This is a genomic window from Fischerella major NIES-592 (assembly GCF_001904645.1).
Taxonomy (GTDB): domain Bacteria; phylum Cyanobacteriota; class Cyanobacteriia; order Cyanobacteriales; family Nostocaceae; genus Fischerella; species Fischerella thermalis.
Genome location: NZ_MRCA01000019.1, coordinates 11,851 through 36,947, shown reverse-complemented (window position 1 = coordinate 36,947; position 25,097 = coordinate 11,851). Strand labels below are relative to the sequence as shown.

The following is a 25,097-nucleotide window of genomic DNA, read 5'->3' as shown; positions in this document are numbered from 1 at the left end:
ACAAGGAGAAGAATTTGTATCAATTATTTTGTGAATGTGAAATGGTATAAGACAAATACTGCCCTTTTGGAATCGTTTTGGTTAGTTAGGGTGGGTATAACCCACCTAATTTCAACTAGACGAGGAGTGAGAGCGATCGCCATCTCTTCTCCTAGTCTCTAGTCCCTAGTGCCTTTAAATATGCGAACAATTGCGGAAATTAATGAAAAAATCAGTCGCAAACGCGCGGTGGTGTTAACTGCTGAAGAATTAAAAACCAGAGTTGCAGAAGTTGGCGTGACAAAAGTTACTAAGGAGGTCGATGTAATTACTACTGGCACTTTTGAGCCAATGGAATCTAGTGGTGCAATTATTAACCTGGGACATACTGATCCGCCAATCAAAATTCGTCGCTGTTGGTTGGATGGTGTGCCAGTCTATTCAGGTTTTGGTGCTGTAGATTTATACTTGGGTGCAAGTTCTGCTGTAGAGGTGATGGAGGGGGAAGAAGTCCGAGAACGAGGTGGTGGTCATGTAATTGAAGATTTGATTGCTGGTAAACCTGTACACGTACGCGCTCAAGGACAAGTTACAGATTGTTACCCCAGGGCTACTTTTGAAACAACAATTACCCGTGACACTATTAATCAGTTTTATTTATTTAATCCGAGAAATCTTTATCAAAATTTTATTGTAGGAGTGAATGGAGGCGATCGCCCACTTTTTACTTATTTAGGTCCCCTACAGCCGCGTTTGAGTAATGCAGTGTATTCTAATCCTGGTGCTATTTCCCCTCTGTTCAACGATCCTGATCTGCAACTAGTCGGTATTGGCACACGAATTTTCCTGGGTGGGGGTATTGGCTATGTAGCATGGGAAGGAACACAGCATTTCCCCTTACAAAAACGCTTGCCCAATCGTACACCTATTGGTCCAGCTGCAACTTTAGCCCTAATTGGTGATGCCAAACAAATGGATGCTCGTTGGGTACGAGGTTGTTACTTCAAAAATTACGGTCCTTCTTTAATGCTAGGTGTAGGCGTACCATTTCCCGTGTTAAGCGAGGAAGTAGTAGCCAAATGTGCAGTTAGTGATAAAGACTTAGTTGCACCCATCGTAGACTTTTCCATTCCCCGGCGGGTACGCCCCACTTTTGGCTTGGTCAGTTACGCTCAACTCAAAACAGGACGCATAATCATTGAAGGCAAAACAGTACGTGTTGCGCCCGTTGTAAGCATACTCTTCTCTCGACAAGTCGCCCAAGAGTTAAAACAATGGATTCAAGCAGGTACTTTTACTCTTACCGAACCAGTCGCTCAAATTCCAATGGAACGCTCTTTTCTGCCCCAGGATCGGTGGACGGAATTTTAACAAGAGATAGGGGAGTGTGAGGAGTGGGGAAATATTTTCTCCTCATACCCCTCATACCCCTGATATTCTCCCTGCTTTCCTATGTTACTCCTGTGGTGGTTTCGGTCGTTTCACAGGCTTGGGAACAGAACCTTTGGGTATAGGTCTGGGAGGTGGCGATGCTGATGGAGATTCGCCCACTTTTTTAACTGGACGTGGTGAACCTTCTCCGTTTCGTCTTGGGGGATAGGGCTTTCTACCACTGGGACGGCGGCTTCCCCCGCCTTTAGCTCCACGTTTGAACTGTGGTTTAGTGCTACGTTTTCTGGGTAATTCTGCGATAAATGTCGCCTTTTCTACAACCAAAGATTCACCTTGTCGCTGGACTTGCAAGTCCCAAAACTTTCCTACTGCTTTGGTTTCTAGCTTGCCCTTGAGTTTCAATTTGAAATACTTGGGTTTATCATTTGGCTTACGGGCAGATTGCTTAATCTTGATTACCAAGTTCTCTGTGTCGTATGACTGGTAAACTATTTCGCCACGAACAGAAAAACCACCGTCTGAAATTTCTGATGATGGTGTCGGTTCTGGTGAGGTATTTTGGGGTGTTTTCTCTAAATTCTCGGGTGAATCAGGATTTGCTGTTTCCTCCTCTGATAAGGTCAACTGTTGCTGCTGTTCGGTTATGGAACTTTTAGCCAGTTTTTCTGGCTCCCATACCCCTACAATTTGAAGATGCAATTGGTCATTTTCTTGACGTGTGCGCGGATAAACAACCCACAGATGCTCTTGCTCTAAATCGAGGTGGTTTTTGACTAAACTCATGATTCGGCCAAGTAGCACGGTATCTAATTTAGTGCCATCTGGGGTCAACATTACACCTTGGGTAAATTGTTCACTGCTAGCAATGTAACGACCTCGGACTAAGCCAATCGCTCGATACTGCATCGGTTCGCTGGGAGGTGGAATCGGTTGCTGTCGATTCCCTAAGTTCCCATCATTAGCAGTTTCGCTTGGCATTACAGACGAAGTGTCACTTTGAGATGCTTCGGCTGCTACTACTGATGTAGTAGTTGCTTCTTGACTAGGTTTAGCTTCATCAGAAGCTGTGGAATTTGACGATTCAGGGGACGGCATTAAGTCGGAATTCATAAAAACTCCTTGCGGCGGAGACACATCCCATTGTGGGATTTTATTAACGCAACAGGGAAGAGCGTTTGTGCGGCTGCTCAAAGTATATTTACTTTTAAAAGTATATTTACTTTTAAAACAACCACCATCGTTTGCCCTGTTATGATACTGAAAGACGCGATTTTTCGCATACATACTAAATGTGTAATTTAGCGTCTTTACACTAGTTTCGGAAGCATACCATAGCTACAATTTAGGCGTCTCCTCTTAAAGTCATCTCTTGCTTAAGCATCACAAATGGCTATTTGTTATAAAGTTCACAGTTTGTTAGCGGTATTCCGCAAACTTTTCCAATTTTTTAATTTTCTCAATTTGTGTAAACAATAGTTTTATTAGAGTTAAGGACGGTTTTGTGTCTCAGCCGCGTAATCGTTGGTTAGTCAAAGTAGTTTTAGTGTTGGCAGTGATAGCTTTTGTTGGGGTGTCTATGGTTCCCATCATAGCCGCATTTAATGATACGCAACAGCCCAGCCCAAATTCCGCTAGCGGCAGAGGAAATTCGTCTTCCTCAGATCAAAAAGCAAAATTGGAAGATGCAGCAAGAGGTTATGAACAAGTTTTACAGCGAGAACCGGAAAATCAAACAGCACTGCGAGGCTTGTTAGAAACTCGTTTGCAATTACTAAGTCTGGGTGCGGGTAACATTAAAGCAGTAATTGAACCTCTAGAAAAATTAGCGAAGCTCAATCCGGAACAAACTAGGTATGGCGTGCTGTTGGCACAAGCCAAACAACAAATCGGCGACAAGGAAGGTGCTGCACAGGCTTATCGCTCTATTTTGGAAACCAAGCCAGGCAATCTTGAGGCTTTGCAAGGAATGGTAGCTTTGTTGCTCAACCAAAAGCGCCCGGAAGCAGCAATTGGGTTATTACAAGATACCCTTGCTAAATCCGGTCAAGCAAATAAAATTGAACCCGGTAGTGTGGATACTGTTGCTGTGCAAGTGATGTTGGGTAATGTTTACGCTAGTCAAAAACGCTATCCTCAAGCCTTATCTGTGTATGATCAGGCAGTTAATATAGCTCCTAATGATTTTCGACCTGTTTTGGCAAAAGCGATGGTTGTCAAAGAGCAAGGAAAAGCTGATGAAGCAAAACCTTTGTTTGATAAAGCCGCAGCTTTAGCGCCAGCTCAGTACAAAGACGAAATCAATAAAAGAAGTTCTGAGTCTGTGACTCCCACTCCTGCTGCGACGTCAGCACCGACACCGTAGAGAAGAGGAGAAGACAAGGAAGACAAGGAAGACAATTCCCGTGTCCTCCCTTGTCGTCCCCCCGTTCCCCAACTTTCACGCTCCTTCCACAGCAGCGACGATCCCAAATAAAATAAATAGGAATCCGCCAGCTATGGTAAGTGTTCGTTCCGAAATTCGTCCTGCTAACATTCTTCCACCAATCACTGCGATCGCTGCACAAATGGCATGTCCTAAAATTGCACCTGTTGTTACCCCTACAGGATTATTTGCTGCTGCTAGGGTAATGGTGGCAAATTGTGTGCGATCGCCCCACTCTGCCATAAATGTCAATACAAAAGCTTCTAGTAAAATTGCCCAAATACTTTTTTGATTTTTCAGTTGCTTTTCTGCCTCAGCTACTGCCGTTTTTGCTTCTTCTACAATTTCAGTATCGCAGGTTGCGGCAGGCATTTGACTACCTTCATACAACAGCTTAATACCGAAGGCAATAAACAAAACAATTTCAGCATAATATATGTAAAGCTTTGGCAGCAAGGACACAGCCTGTCCAACTCCTACGGACAGTATTGTCATCGCCGCTAAAGCTGCTACAACACCCGCAAATACAAGCCGCCGCGAATGCTGCATAGACAAAATTACGGCGATAAAAAAGGTTTTATCACCTAACTCAGAAACTGTAATGAGTAATAAACCTGCGGTGAAACCTGTTAGCACTCTCTTAAGCTCCAGACGAATCGTTTACCCGTGTGTGAAGCTCAATGAGACTAGCGAAACCTCACTGAACTTCACACTTTATTTTTTGTGTGAACTCAGTGAAGGTCTCGCTTCCAACTAGCTTATTGCTTGATTGTCATCTAAACCAGGCTCATCACCAGTATGTTGATTTAGATGGGCTGGCTAATGTTTTGCCAGCAGCTACTCCCCTTCTTTATTTATGAGTAATTATACATCTATCTCAGGTTGTAGTAAAGGAATTTTTTAATGATTGAGGATGCAGGAACACGAAGGATATGTGAGTTATCTTTTCCCCTTGTCTCCCTTCTCCTGCTAGCGTTGGACTCACAAAGCTGGTAGTCTGAATTGTCGAGGTTGCTTTTGAGTTAAAGTTCTCAGATTATTTAATTATGACTATTACGATCGCTCTTAATTCTGACTCCATTAATAGCTTGGATCTATCTCCTGTAGCAACGGTAATTGAGCAATTACTGCAAGAAGGGGCGATCGCATCCTATGAACAACAGTTACGCTTTGAGATTAATTATTCCCAACAAGAGGACGATCCGCGAGAATTTCCAGAAATTCCAGAAGTGCGGCTGTGGTTTGTTCGCCTCGACGCCCGTTATCCTTGGTTACCATTTTTACTAGACTGGAAAACAGGAGAATTCGCTCGTTACACAGCTATGCTAGTACCGCATCAATTCAGTTCCAAAGAGGGAATTCAGTATAATCCTGAGGCTTTAGAAATCTTTTTGATGCATAAGATTTTTATTTTAAGTGACTGGCTAAAACAACACAACATACCTAGTAAATCACGTCTACAATCAATGGCTCAAATGCTAGGATATGAGCTAGACGAGAGTTTTTTTGCAATGTTTTAATTACGAAGACAGGATTGCAAAACAGCTTCCTGAGAGAGAGTTATTTATCAAGTAAAAACTAAAGTTAAAAATCAAAATTGGTATAATTCAAATTAATTAATTCTACATATTAAATCTAGAGCGGCACTGAAAGCATATTCCACAGCTTTAGATTTGCTAGGTAATGATGATTGCCATAGAAGATAATCGTTATGCTCTATAATTAAATTTGCGATTTCGCCAATTCTAATATTTTTCAATACATCATATTGACGTAATTCAAAATCAATGATTGTGCTACCTGTTTCCAAAATTTCTAGTCCTAGTTGAATAAATTTATTTATAACTGTGTTCATATATTTTTTGCCGATATTTTCTGCAAAAAGAGATGAAGAATTCAACGCCTTAAATTCTTCCAAAAGCAGATTAGCTATTGCTTTACCGGTGAGATTATCCCAATCCGAAGGAAGAATAACATCTAAATATTCACTTTCATAAAATTTATATTTAAGATACTCATAAATACCTACAGCATCTTGAACTAATTTTTGACCAGTTAACAATTTTTGTAAAGAATTAATACTTGTATCAATAAATTTATCTTGGAATACCTTTTCTTCACTTTCTGCACATTCGTACACTAGATAAGTCCAAATTCCTGATTGCACTTCATCAGTACTGAGTGCTTGGTAAAAAGTAATTGTTCCATCTTCTTCACACTCAAAATAAGTACTTTCTGTATTCATCAGTTTACTTTCATACTTACTTCCACACAAGCAGAGCATTTTTCTCAAAATACCAGTAATATGATGGGGCTGGCTTTGCACTTGAATGTAACGTTTGGCACTGCTAGTATAACCATGTAATTGAATCGTCATTTGTTTTCCCTTTGAAAATTTCATGACTTTCTTGGTGGATCTTTTGCCAGTTAGCAAGATTCAAAGTCAAGCAACACAGTTAATAGTGCATTAGATGCATCCAAAAGCTAATCACACTAGGCAACTTTGGCAAGTATAACCGTTAAATAGCTGGGGATTTTCTGTTTTGCTGAACTCAAGTGACAAAAACTGATAATAGAAATTGATATTTGTTCTAGTGTAAATCTTTATTTTTGATGAATGAATTTCTTTACATTAAGATACCTCATATAGTCTCTTGATGAAAATGAGCTGCTTTTAATAGTTTTTTATTAAGCAGTTAAGCAGTTAATAACTACTCATGTTTAAACTCTTATACCGTAAATTTTAAAATCATGTAAGTATTTTAAAACACTTTTAGTCAAGTAATTTCACTTACAAAAATGAAAAAACAGCTAAATACATGTATTACAAAAGTCACTTTTGTAATAGTAGAGTAGGGTAAACAATATGGAACCTCCTTTCCGCCTGTGAATTTATTCCTACAAGCAGAAAGGAGATTCAAATCCCCACAACGATTAAGCAAAATGGGATTAATATCAAGATGTCACCCCGTCCTATTCAGATACCCCTCTGCTTATTTAAAAACAAGAGTCAGGTTTCCTCTGGGAATTAAGGGCAAAAGGTGAAATTTTTCATCAGGACAACCCTTCAGGGAACCGCACTCTGTGCATCTACTCAAGAGTGTACTTTTGACTTTACCTCAAGCAGTACTAACCACCCCAGATTTTTTCCAAAATAGTTTTGGGCGAAATATCTGCTATTTTGCCTGTAGAGGATTTGATTGCAATAATCTTCTCGCTTTTGGGCAATAACTTCGCTGGATCTGTCGAACCAAACAAGGCAATAGTGTAAGTCTGAACAGCAACAGCAAGCTGCATAGCCGCACTATCTGTACACAACAACAAATTGGCTCCTGCAATCATTGCCGCTAACTTGCCTATATTATCTGGGGAAGTAATTTTTATGTCGGGTATGGACTGCTTTATCTGAGCGACAAACTCTTGTTGGCCTGGTTCTTGAACTACCATCACAGGTATATCTGGTTGCTTCTGCTGGCAATCTTGGATAATGTCCAGCCAATTCTCAGCAGGATATGTCCTATCTTGACCTTGATTTGCTGGCAACTCATTTACACCATTGTGAATCAAAATGTAACCAGTTTCTTTGACTCCCAACCTTAGCTGCTCTTTGTCTGCCCAATCAATATCTAATTTAGGTACATTCACAGCTAACTGTGGACAAGGGGACTTAATGCCCAACTCTTGCAGCAAAGTGTGATACACGTCAGCAGCGTATTGTTCTTGCTTGAGAGGTACGGTGTTAGTGAGAAAAGCTGCTCCCTTGCCTTTGTAACCAATACGTGTGGGGATTCCAGTCAACCATAGTAAAAGACCCATTAACAAGCTTTGTGTCAAGGCAATAGCAACATCGTATTCGCGATCGCGAAGTATGCCTACTAAGTTAGCCCAATCAGCCAAGCTGTTACGGTCCTTATAATCAAAAATCAGTACATCGTTCACTGACTTGCTCACCCGGTAAGCAGCCTTTGACCGGGGTTCCACAACGACATCTATCTGAGCGTCAGGATAATTACGCTTCAGGTCGTCTAGTGTCGGAAAGAATAAAATTTGGTCGCTTATTCCACCAGGGACAAGGGCTACTATTCGCATAATATTTAATGTAAGCCTACTCGCTCCCTATTTTAGGGGAAGATAGGGACTAAGTAAGAATAATGAATACTGAATGCTGAATGCTGAAAATTTCATAATTTATAATTCATCATTCATAATTTACTGTTCATCATTTTTTAATTTTTTAAAGATTAAGGGACTCTGTGCATTTATTAATTCCAGCTGCCGGAACCGGACGAAGAATGGGGAGTCATCGGAATAAACTCCTCTTACAAGTGCGATCGCAACCAATTATTGCTTGGACGCTGTTAGCTGCACAAGCATCAGAGCAGATTAGTTGGATAGGAATTATCTCTCAACCCCATGATTGGCAAGACTTTAAGGAAATTATTGCTGATTTACAGTTAACTAAACCTGTGAAATTAATTAAGGGTGGTTCCAGCCGCCAAGAATCTGTTTACAATGGCTTGCTTTCCTTACCAGCTAATGCTGAACAAGTTTTGATCCATGATGGAGCTAGATGTCTAGCTACACCAGATTTACTCAACAGATGTGCTGAAGCAATTTGTCATTGTCTTGGTTTAATAGCCGCTGTGCCAGTCAAAGATACTATCAAAGTTGTAGATGAAAATGGCATAATTCAGAGTACACCAGAACGAAGCCAGCTGTGGGCAGCACAAACTCCCCAAGGTTTTGATGTTAAGCTGCTAAAACAGTGTCACGGCGAAGGTGTAGCTCACGGTTGGGAAGTCACAGACGATGCCGCTTTGTTTGAAAAATGCGGTTATCAAGTGCAAATTGTCCAAGGAGAGGAAACAAACTTAAAGGTAACGACTCCACAAGATTTAGCGATCGCTGAATTTATCCTCAACACTAGATTTGATCAGAAGTAGGGATCGGGGATTGGGAGATGGGGAGAAAACAATTCAAAATTCACGCATTAGGAAAAGAGTAGAGGAGTGTGGGGAGTGTGAGGAGTATGAAAATAACCACTAAATACTAACCACTAACTACTAATGTACAAAAGCGATGTTCCTCGCGTCTCTACTAACAACTAACAACTAACCAGTGCATTGACTTTCGTTTCAAATTGTGCTATTAGAGTCCTTACACTTATTATTCTTTCCTTGTTCGGTTGTCAATTGTCAGTTGTCCTTTGCTGTTGACTATTGACTATTGGCTATTGACTAGTGACTATTGATCAATGAATGCAGCGACAAAAATAGAAGCAATTCTTTATTTGAAGGGCAAACCCCTATCAATCAGCGAAATTGCTGAGTATGCCGCGTGCGATCGCGCTACTGCCGAAGAAGGTATTATTGACCTGATTGACGACTATGCTCGTCGAGACACTGCCCTAGAAGTCGTAGAAACTCCAAACGGCTACTGCTTACAACTGCGGTCTGATTTTCAACATTTAGTACAAACCCTGATACCAGTAGAATTGGGGGTGGGTGCATTGCGAACTCTAGCAGCGATCGCCTTGAACAGTCCTATGCTCCAAACTGACCTAATTAACCTGCGTGGCTCAGGAGCATATCAACACGTGCAAGAATTAGTTGAGCTTGGTTTTGTTAAGAAACGCCGAGATAGCGACTCTCGCTCCTACTCATTACAAGTAACACCCAAATTTCATCAGTATTTCCAAATCGAACAACTTCCCTCACCATTTTCTAGTTCACAACAGCAGCGACAATTGGAGCTAAAACTAGAAGCAGCCTCGGAGACAGAGTAGGTTGGGGATCGGCGGATGAAGAGGTGGGGTGATGGGGGGCTAGGGATCCCCACTTTGTGGGATTAGGGGAGGTGGGGAGTGTGAGGGGTAGTGAACAACCACCAACCACCAACCACTAACTACTAACTATCAACAATCAACTACCAACTCTTACTGCTACTCCTAGTAGCTGAGGAAATATGTCTTAACTCTATACAATGGTTTAGAGTAGAATTAGCAACTCCGCTAAACTTAAATTGCCAATGGTGTTTGATCCTGACTTTTTGAATGACAATTTTGAAGAACACCCTCATCAGCATCTGAGTGACAATTTTGAGGAACAGTCTAATCAGTTACTCAAATACTTGCAACATCAGCCCCCGGAAGTTTTGGCCAGCGTCGCTCAGTCCGTTAGCCCCGAAATCAAGCAAATCATTTCGCAAAATGTCCAGGGGCTAGTTGGGATGCTGCCTGCTGAAAACTTCAACGTCCAAATTACAACAGATCGAGATAATCTTGCTGGTCTTTTAGCATCAGCAATGATGACCGGCTATTTCCTGCGCCAGATGGAACAACGGATGCATTTAGATCATTTGGCTAATAATCATTAGTAAAGAGTCAATTGCCAATGGTCAGTAGTAAAAAACTCTTGGCTCTAGACTTTAGACTCTGGACTAATGGCTATTTTTGGGGATAGGCTCCTAACTGTACTGGAAAAGTTTGAATTTTGCCGTCACGGTTAACTTCAATTTGCAGAGTGTCTCCAACACTGCTAGATTCAACCAATTTTTGTACTTGAGCAGCAGTTTTGACTGGTTTGCCGTTAAATTTTTGGATGACATCTCCAGAGCGCAGTCCTGCTCGCTGTGCAGGTGATTTGTCTAGAACTCCCTTGATGGCAATACCAGTATTTTGCTGGATGTTGAGACGGTTTTCTTGATTGATTTGCTGTTTTTTGGTAGGAGAAAGGTCTACCATTTCGATCCCTAAAAAGGGATGTTCCACACGCCCCTTGGTGAAAAGTTCATTAGCAATACGCGCAGCGGTTTCTATCGGAATGGCAAAACCGAGTCCTTGAGCATCAGCACGAATAGCAGTATTTACTCCAATTACCTCGCCTTGGGAATTTAATAAAGGGCCCCCAGAGTTACCAGGATTAATGGCGGCGTCGGTTTGGATAAAGCTAACTCGTTTATCTGGTACGCCAACTTGGGAACTGGTGCGATCTGTGGCGCTGATGATGCCGATAGTAACAGTATTATCTAAACCTAAAGGATTTCCAATCGCGATCGCCCACTGTCCGGGGATCAAATTTTGTGAATTACCCAATTTCACGTTAGGTAATTGCTTGGCAGGAATTTTCACCACTGCTACATCTGTCATGGGATCAACTCCCATTACCTTGCCTTCAAAAGTTCTGCCATCTTTGAGGGTAACTTGTACTGTATCTGTGTTTGCTACTACATGAGCGTTGGTCAGAATCTCTCCATTCTTACTTAGGATAAAACCAGAACCCGTACCACGCTCAATTCTCTCCTGTGGAATAGGTTCTTCATCTTCGCCAAAAAATCGGCGTAAGAGAGGATTTTTAAAAGCTTCTGAGATAGGATTTGCTACTTTGCGTGTCGCATTAATTCGTACGACTGCTGGTCCTGTTTTTTGAACGGCAGCAGCAATAAAATTAACACTCTCACCCCCTGTTACTTCTATGCTTTTTCCCCAAGCATTGGTAACTACTGTTTCTGACGGCGCGCCCATTGTCACATTCCTTAGCTCCTGAAATGTACGCCTCTGTGTCAGGAGAAAGGGACTGGCTAGCAACACTGCACTACCGCCGAATACGCCGCCGCCCACAACTAATGAAAAATAAACGGCCAGTTGTTTCTTTGATAACTTCATAATCACTATACTCAAGGACAGCAATGCAGATGCTAATTTCTAAGTGTAGTCAAGCAACAGCCAAGTGGACAGATTAATTTTGATCATTAAAGCGGTGAAATTGTAGATTTTTGTTAATCGTTGGTGGTTGTTAGTTGCTGGTTAATACCAATCAACAATCAACTATTAACAATCAACAACCAACTAACTATAAAATTTAGCTAGAATCGCAAGAATGCTCGCACCATACCCGAACTGTTGACGTTGAGTACTTTAATTTCGCTCCACTTAACATACATGACTGTTCGCGATCGCCTACTTCTAATAATTTTCTCTAGCTTAATCTCTGCTTTGGGACTCGTATCCACACGCCCAAATCCTGCACTAGCACAGGTAGCTAAATGCCCAACTCCAGCTCTGGAACGTTTCCAGCGCCATCGAGTTGCCCGTGGCGAAACCTTGCAGAGCATCGCCCAGCTCTACAATTTAGTTCCTGATACTATTATCACCATGAATCCGACTTTAAAAAACGGTAGAGTGAGTGCGGGTAATAATATTCTCATCCCTCCCTACGATGGGATTGTGGTAGAAGTAGCTCGTGGTGAAACTTGGCGAGAATTAGCACAAAGATACAAAGTTCGTGCTGATGCTCTTTTTGAGTTGAATGGCTGTAAACCACCATCTCAAATCGCATTTATCCCTGCACCTAATCAAGCATTAAGTCGTGCGAATATCTCCACATCCCCAACTTCTAGTGGAAACTCCCCTGCTGTGCAAATAAACGGCTATCCCTTACCATCAGCAGTTCAAGTGGGATTTCCCTATGGTTGGCAGCTTAACCCAAATAACGGTGAAGTCTTCTTTCACAGTGGTATTGATTTGTTGGCTGCTATCGGAACACCTGTAAAAGCGATCGCACCAGGGACAGTAGTTTTTGCAGGCGATCGTGGTACGTACGGTAACTTAGTAATAATCAATCATGGTAACGGATTGCAAAGCCGTTATGCCCAGTTAGAAAGTATCAAAGTTGTTGTTGGTCAGCAAGTTAAACAGGGAGACTTGCTAGGAACCGTCGGCAAAACAGGACAACCAACCATAACTCAACCCCATCTCCATTTTGAAATACGTTCAAACTCTTCTTTGGGTTGGGTTGCTCAAGATCCAGGAGAATATTTGAAGTAATTAGAGTAGTTTTTCCACGCAGAGAACACAGAGATTTCCTCTGCGCTACTCCGCGCCTTCCTCTGCGTTCCTTTGCGTTAGAAAAAATTGATTAACTGGGTAGACTTAACTATTTTCATTCCTGCATCAGCAAATCGTTCAAACGCCTTATCTGCTGCTTCTGTGTAATCCACCACACCCGGAACCACAACAGCAGAAGTACAATCTTCCAGCAGATAAACTTTTTTCGCCAATTTCATATCTACCTGCCGAATTTCTGTTAACAAATCATCGATTGTCCAGGCGACACAGTGACTTTTTGCTTGTCCGGCTATAATCACAGCATCAAAGTTTAATAACTGTTGAATTAACTTTTTATTAGTTTGAGCAATAGGACGAGAATCAAAATCTTCCAAAACTTCTGGACTTAAAACAGAATAGTTTTCTGTTAAAGGATTATTACCCTTAATCTCAAATTGCGTTTGACTATTACGCGCAATAGAGTGGAAAAAAATTGCTTCTTCCACAGCAGAAACCAAAGCATGACCAATACCACCCAACATAGAATGATAAGGCCATACTGTTAAGGGATATTTACCATTTTGAGTTAACTGTTTAACGTAGTGGTAAGCGTATTTTTCTAAAAACTCATAATCAAATCCTAGACTAAAAGCAACATTAGGATTTACATGCCAAATTCTTTGTTCAATATCTGCTGGTGTAATGTTAGTTTCAGCAGGAATTGGATTTTCACCAGCAGCATTCATCCAAAAAATAGGATGAAAAATTTGCATCGCTGTATGGGTATCTAGAGTTGGTATAATTTTTGTAATTATTCTCAAGTTACGATAAATAAATTCACACAAACGAACATTATCATCTACTGCACCATTACCAGATTTTCCTCCAACAAATAATTCAAATTCGGGGATGCAAAAAGTGTTCTGCACATCGATTAGAAGTAAGCAAATCCGAGTTTTATCTTCAGATGCGGGTTTGATTTCGTGTTGTTTTGTCCATGCTTGTGCAGCTGCGGCGCGTTGTTGGTAAGGGACACGCCAGACTGCGCCCACTGTTTCGGGGTTGAAGTGTGGGGGTATGGGTAGTTGGGTGGATGTTTGATTATTCATACAACAATTACAATTCGCAGCTAAAATTCGGGTTTTTGCTACCATCTTCATCTAATTAATACGTATTATTTCGCTTAAGAATGTATTTTTAAGTACCATACACGTATTAATTGTATACTTATCAAAGACAGTAGCCATTAAGTTGCACCTTGAGAAAATGAATTAGTGTTGGGGATAAAAATAGGGTGGATAAGTAACAATTATTGTTACTACTTATGACATTTATAAATCAGTATTGGTAATTGAGAAATCAAGCGATCGCTATTTTGCCAAAACAATGCAGAACGCATATTTTTACCATTGAGAAAAATCGTCAATATCTGCTTTTTTCTTTCATTATTTCCCGATAGCATTTTTTTGCTAATTATTTGCCCAAAAAAGCACTAACTATGGCAATCTGGGAAACAGAGCGTTTTCAAATCCGATATTTTCGCTACCGCAAAATTACCTAAAAGATTATGCAAACTCTGCCTACACCCATTACTGCAAATACTTTATCCAGTCAACCTACTTTTGACACAACTATTAAAAGACGGAAAACCCGTCCAGTGAAAGTAGGAAATGTCACCATTGGGGGAGGTCATCCGGTAGTGGTGCAATCTATGATCAACGAGGACACTCTTGATGTTGATGGTTCTGTTGCCGCAATTCGGCGTCTACATGAGATAGGCTGTGAAATTGTCCGTGTTACAGTACCAAGTATGGCTCATGCCAAAGCTTTGGCAGAAATTAAACAAAAATTAATTAAAACCTATCAAGATGTGCCGATTGTTGCTGATGTGCATCACAATGGCATGAAGATAGCTTTAGAAGTTGCTAAGCACATAGAGAAAGTACGGATAAATCCAGGACTGTATGTATTTGAAAAACCGAATCCAAACAGAACCGAATACACTAAAGTCGAATTTGACGAAATTGGTGAAAAAATCCGCGAAACTCTAGAACCATTAGTAATTTCTTTGCGCGATCAAGGCAAAGCTATGCGGATTGGGGTAAATCATGGTTCTCTAGCTGAAAGAATGCTATTTACTTACGGTGACACACCAGAAGGGATGGTGCAATCTGCCATAGAATTTATCCGGATTTGTGAATCTTTAGACTTCCACAACCTAGTGATTTCCCTGAAAGCTTCGCGAGTACCAGTGATGATTGCTGCTTATCGTCTTATGGTACAGCGAATGGATGAGTTGGGTATGGATTACCCCTTGCACTTGGGTGTGACAGAAGCTGGAGACGGTGAATACGGAAGAATTAAATCCACAGCTGGTATTGCTACTTTGTTAGCTGATGGCATTGGCGATACAATTCGGGTGTCGCTGACTGAATCTCCAGAAAAAGAAATTCCTGTTTGCTACAGTATTCTGCAAGCCTTAGGATTGCGGAAAACAATGGTCGAGTATGTCGCTTGTCCTTCCTGTGGACGTACTTTATTTAACCTAGAAGAAGTATTGCACAAAGTCCGTGAAGCTACCAAGCATCTCACTGGACTTGACATCGCAGTCATGGGTTGCATAGTCAATGGTCCTGGAGAGATGGCAGATGCTGACTATGGTTATGTCGGTAAGACTCCAGGTTATATTTCTCTGTATCGTGGCAGAGAAGAAATCAAAAAAGTCCCAGAAGAACATGGTGTAGAGGAGTTAATCAATTTGATCAAAGCAGATGGACGTTGGGTAGAACCGTGAGGAAGTTAGGGATCTGAGGATCAAGGGAGAACAGGAGGACACGGGAGACAAGGAAATATCACACTCCTCACACTCCTTACACTCCACCCTACGGGAAGCCGCCTAAAGCGCGTCTACACACTCCTCACACTTCCCCATTGCCCCTAATCCCCACTCCCTGTCGGTCGTGGGGGCCCCGAGTTCCCCACCTCCCCAATCCCTAATAACTTTGTAGAAATAACAAGATATGTTCATTCTGTACAGTATTTGCCTGTGTTAGATTGAGCATACTGACATATAAAATTTTGTCCCTAGCCACGCAGCTGTCATTATGGTAATTACAAGAAATGGACTTGTTTTGGGTGCTACGGCGGTGACGCTATCCACAATCGCAGTTACAAGCCTTGGCATTCACTCGCAAGGACAAGCTCTTTTTAAAGAAAGTCCTAAGGAACTAGTAGATGAAGTTTGGCAAATTATTAATAAACAATACGTAGACGGTACTTTTAATCAGGTAGATTGGAAAGCTGTTCGGAGTGAGTACCTGAATAAGTCCTACACAAACAAGGAGGAAGCATATAAGTCCATCCGGGAAATGCTGAAGAAGCTAGATGATCCATATACCCGGTTTATGGACCCAGAGGAATTCAAAAATATGCAAGTTGATACCTCTGGTGAATTGACAGGTATTGGTATCCAGATAGGTCTGGATGAAAAAACCAAAAAGTTAACTGTAATTGCTCCAATTGAGGATACACCTGCATTTAAGGCTGGAATTCTGGCAAAAGACACCATTATCTACATCAATGGTAAAAGCACAGAGGGCATGGATACTAATGAAGCAGTATCCCTAATCCGAGGTGAACCAGGTACTAAAGTTAACTTAACAATCCTGCGTGAAGGTCAAAGAAAAGATTTTACAATAACAAGAGCGCGAATTGAAATCCATCCGGTAGAATTTTCTCAAAAGCAAACGCCTGCCGGTAATATTGGCTATATCCGCTTGAAGCAGTTCAGTGCCAATGCTGCAAAAGAAATGCGGAATGCAATCAGGAATTTAGAAAGCAAGCAGGTAGCCGGATACATCTTAGATCTACGTAATAATCCAGGTGGTCTGCTGTACTCTAGTGTGGACATTGCCCGCATGTGGATGGATAGAGGCACGATTGTTTCTACCATCGATCGTCGGGGTGAGGCAGAACGAGAAATGGCCAACGGACGGGCCTTAACGAACAAACCCTTGGTGGTATTGGTAGATAAAGGTAGTGCCAGTGCTAGTGAAATTCTTTCAGGCGCATTGCAGGACAACAAGCGTGCAGTCGTAGTGGGTAGTCAGACTTTTGGCAAGGGTCTAGTACAGTCTGTACGCCCCTTGGATGATGGTTCAGGATTAGCAGTTACGATCGCTAAATATCATACCCCCCTGGGTAGAGATATCAATAAACATGGAATTGACCCAAACATAGTAGTGGACTTAAGTGATAAGCAGCGACAAGACTTGTGGATCAAAGAACGAGAAAAAGTCGCTACTCAAGCAGATCCGCAGTTTGCTAAAGCAGTGGAAGTGTTAGCTAAAGAAATTGCAGCTAAAGGCACAAATGCACAAAGAAATTAGAAAGTGGTTTAAATTTTGCCTTTAGACTGGTTGGCATTTACCCGCGCGAATCAGTCCTACACGACGAGCGATCGCTTCCCCTGGCGATTCAAAGGGTCCCCACTTTTCCATAACTTCTGGATTGTCATCCCCAGCAACTTCATTGCTAGGGATGATTTCGCAGTTGCCAGCAGGACGCTTGACAATATAGAAATTTTGTGCATTGCTCATTTTTTTCACCCGATAAGTGTGGGATGAATGGCGGGCAAGTTGACGACTGGAACGGGGGATAAAGCCCGTCGTCCAGATGCAAGTCGCAGTGATAGAGGACGCAAGAAATCTACTACCATGTTTTCTGCTGGACAAAAATACTACACGCTCACCGAGGGAGCGTAGGTAGTTTACTTTCCATTTTCTACTTCGTTTCTTATTGAAGCAAAATCGGTACTGTACCTTTTTCAGAACCAATTACGACAATCTCAAGAGTTAGAAGATTGTGCCAATTTTTCATTCTATAGCTCGCAATTGCAGTATAGAAATAAAAAGATATTGCCACGTATTTAACTAGTAAACACTCACATTCAGAATGTAGTTTAATCGCCCACTACCACTAGTTTCCTGAGTCACATTGATACCAAGACCGCTAAATTCGACTTTTACTGAAGATGATGCAGGAAAATAACGAGTTGAAATTTTGACTATGTGTTTTCCCTTAGAAAGATAGGGTGACAGATTAACATAGACTCTCTTGCCACGAATCTGTCTGATCACTCTGCCATCGAAAGTGATGTTGCCTTGCAATTCAGAACCGGAAGTATTAATGCTAAGGATGTGTGGGCGACTGAGATTGAATGCGCTAAGGCTGATGGTACTTTCTTGGTAATCAGATGAACTATGAGAATTCCGGGTATTAATAGCTGTAACACTATTGACATCGCGATTGTTGTTTAACTGAAGGATAGAATTTTGACTAGTGGGGATGATATTGTAGGCTACAGCTGTGTTCCCCACAGTTATTAAAATTACACAGGCTGCAAAAACCCTGAGGATTTTCATGTATAAATTTTAGATGGGAATAAAATACTACTTTTGACTGTTTTGGAGTCAATACAATGGCCAACTCGAGAACATCTGCTCATTTATACTTAATTGATTAGAGAGACTAACTCTGAGTTTGAGCCTGAGCTATCGCTATTGCTTCATTTGCTTTAGCAATAGCCTGAGTAATTACCTGCACAGAACCTGCATCTCCTTTGGCTCCGGCTTGTGCTTCAGCCATAAAGGCTACTGCCTGAGATACAGATGTAACCACTTGAACGTTATCTCCCTTCTGAGCTGAAACTTGAGCTTTAGCCATCGATTGTTGAGCCTGTCGAAGTTTGGGTAAGACAATATCTCTGTACTTTGAAGGGATGTTCACTGGTACAGTTTGTGCCACTGTTTGCACAACGCTTACCGCTTGATTTAATACCTTCACTGCAACGGCAACGGCAACTCCTACTGATACTTTCTCTTGAGCGATAATAAAATTTGAGTGATCTAATGCATAATCTTCATTTACCTTGGTGGGGTTCAATGAGAATGATAATGCCTGACCCGAGAAAATCATCAGCAAGCCCATCACTAAAGCAGTTACTCGACTAAAGTGATTTTCTTTCATCTTGCTCATCTCCTGATTCAAAAACCGAGAGGGTGACCCATCTTTGCATTAATCGGATTCTGGACACCCTCTCTGACCCTCCCGTGAAGATAAGATAAAGCTTTTTCCCGCTGCAACTCGAAAACATAACTGACGCGAGATGCAAACGAAAACTTTATTCTTGGGTAACTTACACCGTTTCTCCAAAAAATGACTACAAATGCCCTTAGGTTAGTGGTGAATACTTCAGTACTCACTAACAACGTAGTTCTATTTTGAAGAATTAGTACTACACATTGTCATATTTTGCGTAAATCCTGGAAAAATTAATTATGAACCCTACCGAACGCTACTTTGAGCAATAGCAGTTGCGTTACCTACAGCTGTTTTTGCAGTGGCTAGTGATGTAGCAATAGCGGGTTTACCAGGACCACTAATCGCGTCGGATTGAGCTATAGCCAAAGCATCACCAAGAACTGTTTCTGCTTTACTTAGCGAAACTGCAATTGCTTTTTTGTCGCTAATAGCAGTTGAACCAGAAATAGCAGTGGCATTTCCAATTAAAGTCTTGGCCTGAGCGATCGACTTAGCTAAAGCAGTTTTACCAGAACCAGTGATCGCTTGTGATTGAGCAGCAGCTAAAGCGTTTCCTAGTGCGCTTTCTGCAACAGATACCGATTTGGCGAATGCTGGTACCTCTCTCAGAGCAAGTTGAAGAGGAACTTGAGCGACTAGGGTTTCAACATTACCCAAAGTATTTGTGAGGGTTATTTCTGTAGTTCTATATGTACTTGCAAATGCTGTACCAGACAAACTAAGGAGTGATCCGATCGCTACAGCAGTAATTTTGTAAAAAAGTGTATTTTTCATATTTACCTCTGGAGATATGAACTCTCACTTTTGTAAAAATTGATAAATTTTTAGCTTTCGGTTGCTTACCGATAAAGAGCAGCTTAAGCATTTTCCATCCGTTTTTAGCAAGGCTAATAAGCGGATGAAGACTGTTAAAGCCTGAGACAAACTTGGCAAAGAAATTGATTTACATGCATAGGTTATTTCTCCAATTTATATGTGTTTACACATGCCAAACTAGAGAAATAGAAAAGTACTTCTACAACAAAAGCATTAGTGGACTAAAAAGTATAATTTTTATAATTTTTATTTCTGGATAGTTACATTCTTATTTCTCTAGTCAATTAACCAATATGGCAAAGAGGACTGATTATCTTGAGACATCTATCACCATTTGGAATAACTAGACTTCAGCTTATTTTCAATCTTTTCTGAGATCTACTTATATTTTATCAGACATTAATAGACATATTTACAACCAGCTTAAAACTTAATATAACGACTGTAAGCACTTCATGCTTATGCCGGACTACCTGTATTTGGCTTTGTTATACCAATTGAATGTAAAAGGCAATTACTATTTTTATTGCCAAGAAATAAAAATTATATTCTACTAGTTTGCCATAAAAATTTTGACAGGTTAATAGGCAATACAGTTGGTGCTAATATCCTTAGTGTCTTGGTGGTTTCAAGATGATCTGTTTCACCACAAAGAAACTAATACAAACCTATCAAAATCAATTTGTCGAGTACTACCTTGAAGCATAACTATATGTCCATGTCCGCGATTTTTGATTCTAAGTGATTCACCGGACTTGATATGATATTTACTTTGCAGTCCGCAAAGTGTATCCGCTTGGGAATCCATCCATGAGTCAAATCATTTGGATAGCAAGACACGCTAACCGTCTTGATTTTGTTAACCCTGATTGGTTTCTTACCGCCGAACGACGTTACGATCCGCCTTTGTCTGAAGATGGCTTCATCCAAGCAAAGCAGCTAGCTAATCGCCTCAAGCGAGAAAAAATTGCCCATATTTTTGCTTCGCCTTTCTTGCGAACAGTGCAAACTGCAAACGCTGTTGCAGAAGTTCTAGATTTACCAATTAAACTAGAAACAGGTTTGAGTGAATGGCTTAATCCTGCTTGGATGGCAGAGGAACCACAAAGACTGTCTACTTCTGCCTTGAGTGAATTATTCCCTAGAATAGATATTAGCTACACACCCCGGATTGCAGCTAAATACCCAGAAACTCAACAACAAGTGCGGGCGCGTTCTGGACAAACTGCTAGATGTCTGGCCATGGAATACTCTCCAGACAACATTTTGCTGGTGGGACATGGTGCATCCGTACTAGGGGCAGCTATGGGACTTGTTGGGGAAATTGCTGTAACAGAAGTTAAAGCAAGTTTGTGTAGTTTAGTAAAAGTTGTGCGTCAACATCCTGAATGGTTTCTCGAACTGAAGGGAGATACTTCTCACTTAACTCAAGTAGAGGAATTTGTTCGGTTTAATTAGAGATATTAAGGATTATAGCTAAACCAATTTCGCTTGCTGACTGTTAGTGGATAGTGGTTAGTGGTTGATAGTCGTATATGGACAAACAGTCAACAATCTGTAGGTAATTGAAAACCGATAGTGGTTATTGATAAAAAATCAACTACTAACTATCCACTACTAGCCACCAACCACCAACCACTAACTATTAACTTAAATATTTATGACTTTACTACTAGCTGGAGATATCGGCGGGACAAAAACCATTCTGCGACTGATAGAGGAAACAGAAGAACCTCTTTTACGTACAGTGTATGAGCAACGTTACCGCAGTGGTGATTTTCCCGATTTAGTGCCAATAGTACAACAGTTTTTGACCGCAGCTAATACGCCGATACCCCAAAAAGCTTGTTTTGCGATCGCTGGTCCTATAGTTCACAATACCGCTAAGCTGACTAATTTGGCTTGGTTTCTCGATGCTGAACGTCTGCAACAACAACTCGGTATCACTTATGTTTCTTTAATTAATGATTTTACTGCTGTTGCCTATGGGATTTTAGGCTTAGAAGCACAAGACTTTTATACACTTCAAACTGGCAAATACGATCCAGATGCACCGATTGGGATTATTGGTGCTGGTACTGGTTTAGGACAAGGATTTTTAATCAAACAGGGAAATTTTTATCAAGCTTTCCCCTCTGAAGGTGGACATGCTGATTTTGCCCCCCGGACTGAATTGGAGTTTCAGCTGTTGAAATATCTGTTGGATAAACATAGTATCCAGCGCGTTTCTGTGGAACGGGTAGTTTCTGGATTAGGAATTGTTTCTATTTACCAATTTTTACGCGATCGCAAAATTGACGACGAATCACCAGAGATTGCCGAAATAGTCAGAACCTGGGAACAAGAGGCAGGAAAACAAGAAAAAAGCGTCGATCCGGGTGCTGCTATTGGTAACGCTGCTCTACAAGGAAGCGATCGCCTTTGTGAACAAACAATGCAGTTATTTATAGAAGCTTACGGCGCGGAAGCAGGTAACCTTGCTCTCAAACTCCTCCCTTACGGTGGTTTATATGTTGCTGGTGGTATTGCCCCAAAAATTCTGTCTTTAATTCAAAAAGGTGATTTCCTGTTTCATTTCACCCATAAAGGTAGAATGCGTCCCCTGCTAGAAGAAATACCAGTACATGTTGTAACAAATCAACAAGTTGGGTTGATAGGTGCTGCTATTTACGCTGCTAGGTTATAGTAGATATGCGTAGGACTACAATGCTGTTTTTACACAATTTTACGGGTGCTTCTAGATATTTTGCTAAGTTATAACAAACTATCAGTCTACGTAATATTAGCACGTGTAAAAGCAAAAACTATGACAAAAAGAGTGTTGTTATCCCTAATTACTTTGGCTTTAGTATGTAGCGGATTTACACGCGTTGAGGCGCGTCCCCCCCAACGCCCCATTTCTCCTACCAAACCAGCCCCCAATAAACCGATTAAGTCAGAGTGGAAGTTGTTTACTGCTCCAGATGGTAGCTTCACTGTCTTAATGCCAGGGAGACCTAAAGCCATGTCTCAGACCCAAAAAACCTATATGGGGGAAATAAACTTACAACTGTTTGTTGGGCAAGTAGCTAACCAAGAAGTGGCTTATGTAGTAGCATACAACGACTTTCCCTATAACTATGGTCAAATGACCAATCCCCAAGTAATACTTAACAATGCCCAAACTATGGCTGTAAAAACTACGCAAAGTAATTTAATTCGTCAGCGTAGCATCCGTAGTTCCAATGGTCATCCTGGCAAGGAAATCGAGTATGTCAACTCTGGTGGGAAAATAACTAAAAACCGCATGTACGTTGCTGATGGGCGGTTGTATCAAGTCATGGCGATCACAACCAATAAGCAACACAAGTCTCTATCTAAAACTATTAACGGATATTTGAATTCTTTCCACTTAGTTTTGAAAAAATGAGGATGAGAATTGACGCAGAGAGTGGGGGTATGAGGAGTGTGTAGACGCGTAGCGGCTTAAGGTAAGGGTGGAGTGTGAGGAGTGGGGAAGTGTAATTCAGTTATCAGTTATCAAATTCTATTACTCACTGTTAACTGTTAACTTTTTACTAATTCCCAACCACTAACAACTAACAACCAACAACCACCCAATAGATTCAAGTGTCAAAGCTGTTGAGTTCAAATTCACAAGCCCTAGAAACCTGTTCTGCTGTAAATGGTTCAAAGCTGACTAATGGCAACCAAGAAGGATTATTAATCAATTCTTTTGCTAATAAGAAGCCTGCAACAGTCCATATTTGATATTTTCTAGCTTGTTTGCCTTGTAGTCGCCCTCTTCTACCATCGTAATATTCTGGCCATTCATCGTCCTTGAGGCGGGTTTGGGCAATTGCAATTGCTCTCTCTGCTAGACACACTCTATTAGTTTTGATGGCAGCTGCTGCTAACATCCACATTAATACTGGCCAATTGCCGCCGTTGTGATAAGACCAAGGTATATTTTTCGGATCGCAGCCAGTAATAATTCTATATTCTTCATTTTCTAAGGCAGGGAAAGTAATTTTCATCGGCATATCTCCGACTAAATCTTCCCAGCGTTTCTCTATTAAATTCATAATGGCTTGCGATTGTTCTTCGCTAGCAAGATCAGAAATAACCGCAACCAAGTTTCCTAATGTGAAAAAGCGGGTATCCATCTGTGATGGTCCCACATTCCCTGCTAAATAACCACCTTTTCTTGGTAGCCACCGATCTAATTCAGAATAAGGAAGCGAATCTACATATATATTGAATTGATTGACAGCTCCTTTACCATACTCTTCACCTTTGTAGCGATAAATAGCATTGAGGCGATTTAAGTCTATCCAATAATGTTTACGAATATGAGCGCGTAAAAGAGGTAGGCGGTTATCAATAGCTGTAACAATATCTTGATTACCTTGGCAAACTAGTAGTTCTCGCCCTGCACGTAATGCAGCATAAAATAGGGATTGAATTTCTAAAGGATGCCCGTAGATACCCAAACGACGATCAATCATACAAGCACCGTCTGGAACCAACAGGGTAGGATACATATCAAAACGTGTCGCTAAAGATAGCTCCATAATTAACCTGATGCCGTGTTGAAAATCGCTTTGATATGCTAATGAATAATCTTTTGTAGCTACTACATAAGCACGTAGCAGTATTACCCACCAAAAACACGAATCTACTGGTGTGACTCTGGCGATCGCATGTTCTCCAAAATCAGCTTCTAAGTATTCTTCACCACTTGGAGATACAACTACTTTGAAGCTGGCTGGAATCAAGCCTCTACCTGGTTTATAGGCATCCAACTGATTCTCTTTTGGCTGTAACTTTAAAGTTTCTTCTAGAAAGTTACGAACAATTTCTGTTCTACCTTTAATGAGAAATAGTAGAGCGGAAGAGACAAAATCTCTAATAAAGCATTGGTCATAATTGAGCGCATCTACTGTACTGTCAATGGCTGCGACCGTTCCTACTGGACGACCTTTATAGTACATTATTGATTTTTCTAAAACTTCCCATGCTTCTTGTTCTACATTTTCAAGTGTTACCTTGTCTTCTAATTGCATCGCCACAAAATCTCCATGTAACTTGTACTATTAATTAGATAGTAGATATTCCTTGATTTATTTTTCCCAATATCCTCATCATAACAAGCACATTTTTTAATTAAAAAAAGACGAGAGTAAATGCTAAATAAAAGCAATTGTTTTACTGCTATCTTTTATATGCGCTTTTTTACATTGTTTATATGGATTGAAGTAGATTATTCTTTGCTAATTAATTAGCAATAGCAAGGACTTTGATTTTTGCAAGTAAGCTAAATCTACTTTTTTATTTTTTGAATTTCTAATTAAGAAATTACTTTTTACCATACAAAGACATATACCCAGTAGTATTTAAATTTTTCGTAAATTTAAATACTGTTTCAGCAAGTATACTTAATTTTATGTACAAGTCACTTTGACTATAATGAAACGATTTGCTGAGATAGACATAATAAGAAATTATAACGAATTTTCACAATATGCAATATGAATTTTAAAAGTCATTTTTCTATGTTTAGAATAATTGGTGTTTAATTTT

25 protein-coding genes are annotated in these 25,097 nt (G+C 40.7%); 13 read left to right on the top strand and 12 right to left on the bottom strand.

The window, feature by feature from the left end; translation table 11 throughout:
- Positions 1–180: 180 nt before the first annotated feature.
- Positions 181–1,350: a homocysteine biosynthesis protein gene (locus tag NIES592_RS21940; protein ID WP_062250076.1), complete on the top strand. Its 1,170-nt coding sequence runs from the start codon at positions 181–183 to the stop codon at positions 1,348–1,350.
- 84 nt (positions 1,351–1,434) lie between these two features.
- Here the strand turns inward: NIES592_RS21940 and NIES592_RS21935 are convergent, their stop codons facing one another.
- Positions 1,435–2,481 carry a hypothetical protein gene (locus NIES592_RS21935; protein WP_084552373.1) on the bottom strand — a complete coding sequence of 349 codons (1,047 nt, stop codon included), beginning with the start codon at positions 2,479–2,481 and terminating at the stop codon, positions 1,435–1,437.
- 391 nt (positions 2,482–2,872) lie between these two features.
- Between NIES592_RS21935 and NIES592_RS21930 the strand changes: the two genes are divergently transcribed.
- Positions 2,873–3,733 carry a tetratricopeptide repeat protein gene (locus NIES592_RS21930; RefSeq protein WP_073556885.1) on the top strand — a complete coding sequence of 287 codons (861 nt, stop codon included), beginning with the start codon at positions 2,873–2,875 and terminating at the stop codon, positions 3,731–3,733.
- 75 nt (positions 3,734–3,808) lie between these two features.
- Here the strand turns inward: NIES592_RS21930 and NIES592_RS21925 are convergent, their stop codons facing one another.
- Complete coding sequence (locus NIES592_RS21925; protein WP_073556884.1) at positions 3,809–4,429, bottom strand: TMEM165/GDT1 family protein; 621 nt, start codon at positions 4,427–4,429, stop codon at positions 3,809–3,811.
- A gap of 410 nt (positions 4,430–4,839) precedes the next feature.
- Here NIES592_RS21925 and NIES592_RS21920 point away from each other — a divergent pair, with 410 nt between their 5' ends.
- The gene (locus NIES592_RS21920) at positions 4,840–5,313 is read left to right on the top strand and encodes a CRR6 family NdhI maturation factor (RefSeq protein WP_073556883.1); all 474 of its coding nucleotides are present in this window, start codon (positions 4,840–4,842) and stop codon (positions 5,311–5,313) included.
- A gap of 92 nt (positions 5,314–5,405) precedes the next feature.
- Here the strand turns inward: NIES592_RS21920 and NIES592_RS21915 are convergent, their stop codons facing one another.
- Together NIES592_RS21915 and NIES592_RS21910 are read right to left on the bottom strand one after the other, a co-directional pair.
- Positions 5,406–6,170: a hypothetical protein gene (locus tag NIES592_RS21915; protein WP_073556907.1), complete on the bottom strand. Its 765-nt coding sequence runs from the start codon at positions 6,168–6,170 to the stop codon at positions 5,406–5,408.
- A 752-nt stretch (positions 6,171–6,922) separates the two neighbouring features.
- Positions 6,923–7,882: a glycosyltransferase family 9 protein gene (locus tag NIES592_RS21910; RefSeq protein ID WP_073556882.1), complete on the bottom strand. Its 960-nt coding sequence runs from the start codon at positions 7,880–7,882 to the stop codon at positions 6,923–6,925.
- 164 nt (positions 7,883–8,046) lie between these two features.
- Here NIES592_RS21910 and ispD point away from each other — a divergent pair, with 164 nt between their 5' ends.
- The 3 genes from ispD to NIES592_RS21895 all read left to right on the top strand — a co-directional run bounded on the left by ispD (position 8,047) and on the right by NIES592_RS21895 (position 10,168).
- On the top strand, positions 8,047–8,736 hold the full coding sequence (gene ispD, locus NIES592_RS21905; protein ID WP_073556881.1) for a 2-C-methyl-D-erythritol 4-phosphate cytidylyltransferase: 690 nt from the start codon (positions 8,047–8,049) through the stop codon (positions 8,734–8,736).
- Between the two features lie 311 nt (positions 8,737–9,047).
- Positions 9,048–9,578, top strand: a complete 531-nt coding sequence (gene scpB, locus NIES592_RS21900; protein ID WP_073556880.1) for an SMC-Scp complex subunit ScpB — start codon at positions 9,048–9,050, stop codon at positions 9,576–9,578.
- A 242-nt stretch (positions 9,579–9,820) separates the two neighbouring features.
- Positions 9,821–10,168: a DUF760 domain-containing protein gene (locus NIES592_RS21895; RefSeq protein ID WP_062250091.1), complete on the top strand. Its 348-nt coding sequence runs from the start codon at positions 9,821–9,823 to the stop codon at positions 10,166–10,168.
- 70 nt (positions 10,169–10,238) lie between these two features.
- On the opposite strand, the gene NIES592_RS21890 is transcribed toward NIES592_RS21895, so the two are convergent.
- On the bottom strand, positions 10,239–11,456 hold the full coding sequence (locus tag NIES592_RS21890; protein WP_009459431.1) for an HhoA/HhoB/HtrA family serine endopeptidase: 1,218 nt from the start codon (positions 11,454–11,456) through the stop codon (positions 10,239–10,241).
- 276 nt (positions 11,457–11,732) lie between these two features.
- On the opposite strand from NIES592_RS21890, the gene NIES592_RS21885 reads away from it, so the two are divergent.
- Complete coding sequence (locus tag NIES592_RS21885; protein WP_073556879.1) at positions 11,733–12,617, top strand: LysM peptidoglycan-binding domain-containing M23 family metallopeptidase; 885 nt, start codon at positions 11,733–11,735, stop codon at positions 12,615–12,617.
- 77 nt (positions 12,618–12,694) lie between these two features.
- Here the strand turns inward: NIES592_RS21885 and NIES592_RS21880 are convergent, their stop codons facing one another.
- Positions 12,695–13,726: an isochorismatase gene (locus NIES592_RS21880; protein ID WP_178379607.1), complete on the bottom strand. Its 1,032-nt coding sequence runs from the start codon at positions 13,724–13,726 to the stop codon at positions 12,695–12,697.
- A 209-nt stretch (positions 13,727–13,935) separates the two neighbouring features.
- Positions 13,936–14,079 (bottom strand): hypothetical protein, encoded by a 144-nt coding sequence (locus tag NIES592_RS25465; protein WP_178379606.1) that lies wholly within the window; start codon positions 14,077–14,079, stop codon positions 13,936–13,938.
- A 105-nt stretch (positions 14,080–14,184) separates the two neighbouring features.
- On the opposite strand from NIES592_RS25465, the gene ispG reads away from it, so the two are divergent.
- Together ispG and ctpC are read left to right on the top strand one after the other, a co-directional pair.
- Complete coding sequence (gene ispG / locus NIES592_RS21875) at positions 14,185–15,411, top strand: (E)-4-hydroxy-3-methylbut-2-enyl-diphosphate synthase (protein WP_062250097.1); 1,227 nt, start codon at positions 14,185–14,187, stop codon at positions 15,409–15,411.
- Positions 15,412–15,721: 310 nt separating this feature from the next.
- Positions 15,722–17,005: a carboxyl-terminal processing protease CtpC gene (gene ctpC / locus NIES592_RS21870; RefSeq protein ID WP_062250099.1), complete on the top strand. Its 1,284-nt coding sequence runs from the start codon at positions 15,722–15,724 to the stop codon at positions 17,003–17,005.
- Between the two features lie 21 nt (positions 17,006–17,026).
- Here ctpC and NIES592_RS21865 read toward each other — a convergent pair whose 3' ends face one another.
- Positions 17,027–17,215 carry a hypothetical protein gene (locus NIES592_RS21865; protein WP_062250100.1) on the bottom strand — a complete coding sequence of 63 codons (189 nt, stop codon included), beginning with the start codon at positions 17,213–17,215 and terminating at the stop codon, positions 17,027–17,029.
- Between the two features lie 27 nt (positions 17,216–17,242).
- Here NIES592_RS21865 and NIES592_RS25460 point away from each other — a divergent pair, with 27 nt between their 5' ends.
- Positions 17,243–17,380, top strand: a complete 138-nt coding sequence (locus tag NIES592_RS25460; RefSeq protein WP_178379605.1) for a hypothetical protein — start codon at positions 17,243–17,245, stop codon at positions 17,378–17,380.
- A gap of 168 nt (positions 17,381–17,548) precedes the next feature.
- Here NIES592_RS25460 and NIES592_RS21860 read toward each other — a convergent pair whose 3' ends face one another.
- From NIES592_RS21860 to NIES592_RS21850, 3 genes are all read right to left on the bottom strand, one after another.
- On the bottom strand, positions 17,549–18,040 hold the full coding sequence (locus NIES592_RS21860) for a hypothetical protein (RefSeq protein ID WP_073556877.1): 492 nt from the start codon (positions 18,038–18,040) through the stop codon (positions 17,549–17,551).
- A gap of 106 nt (positions 18,041–18,146) precedes the next feature.
- The gene (locus NIES592_RS21855; RefSeq protein ID WP_073556876.1) at positions 18,147–18,644 is read right to left on the bottom strand and encodes a hypothetical protein; all 498 of its coding nucleotides are present in this window, start codon (positions 18,642–18,644) and stop codon (positions 18,147–18,149) included.
- Positions 18,645–18,962: 318 nt separating this feature from the next.
- The gene (locus tag NIES592_RS21850; RefSeq protein WP_062250106.1) at positions 18,963–19,493 is read right to left on the bottom strand and encodes a hypothetical protein; all 531 of its coding nucleotides are present in this window, start codon (positions 19,491–19,493) and stop codon (positions 18,963–18,965) included.
- Positions 19,494–20,345: 852 nt separating this feature from the next.
- Here NIES592_RS21850 and NIES592_RS21845 point away from each other — a divergent pair.
- From NIES592_RS21845 to NIES592_RS21835, 3 genes are all read left to right on the top strand, one after another.
- Positions 20,346–20,993, top strand: coding sequence for a histidine phosphatase family protein (locus tag NIES592_RS21845; RefSeq protein ID WP_073556875.1), 648 nt, complete (start codon positions 20,346–20,348; stop codon positions 20,991–20,993).
- 202 nt (positions 20,994–21,195) lie between these two features.
- Positions 21,196–22,221 (top strand): glucokinase, encoded by a 1,026-nt coding sequence (locus tag NIES592_RS21840; RefSeq protein WP_062250110.1) that lies wholly within the window; start codon positions 21,196–21,198, stop codon positions 22,219–22,221.
- 120 nt (positions 22,222–22,341) lie between these two features.
- On the top strand, positions 22,342–22,944 hold the full coding sequence (locus NIES592_RS21835) for a hypothetical protein (protein WP_073556874.1): 603 nt from the start codon (positions 22,342–22,344) through the stop codon (positions 22,942–22,944).
- A 196-nt stretch (positions 22,945–23,140) separates the two neighbouring features.
- Here NIES592_RS21835 and NIES592_RS21830 read toward each other — a convergent pair whose 3' ends face one another.
- Entirely contained in the window at positions 23,141–24,580 is a 1,440-nt protein-coding gene (locus NIES592_RS21830; protein ID WP_073556873.1) for a glycoside hydrolase 100 family protein, read from the bottom strand.
- Positions 24,581–25,097: the final 517 nt, after the last annotated feature.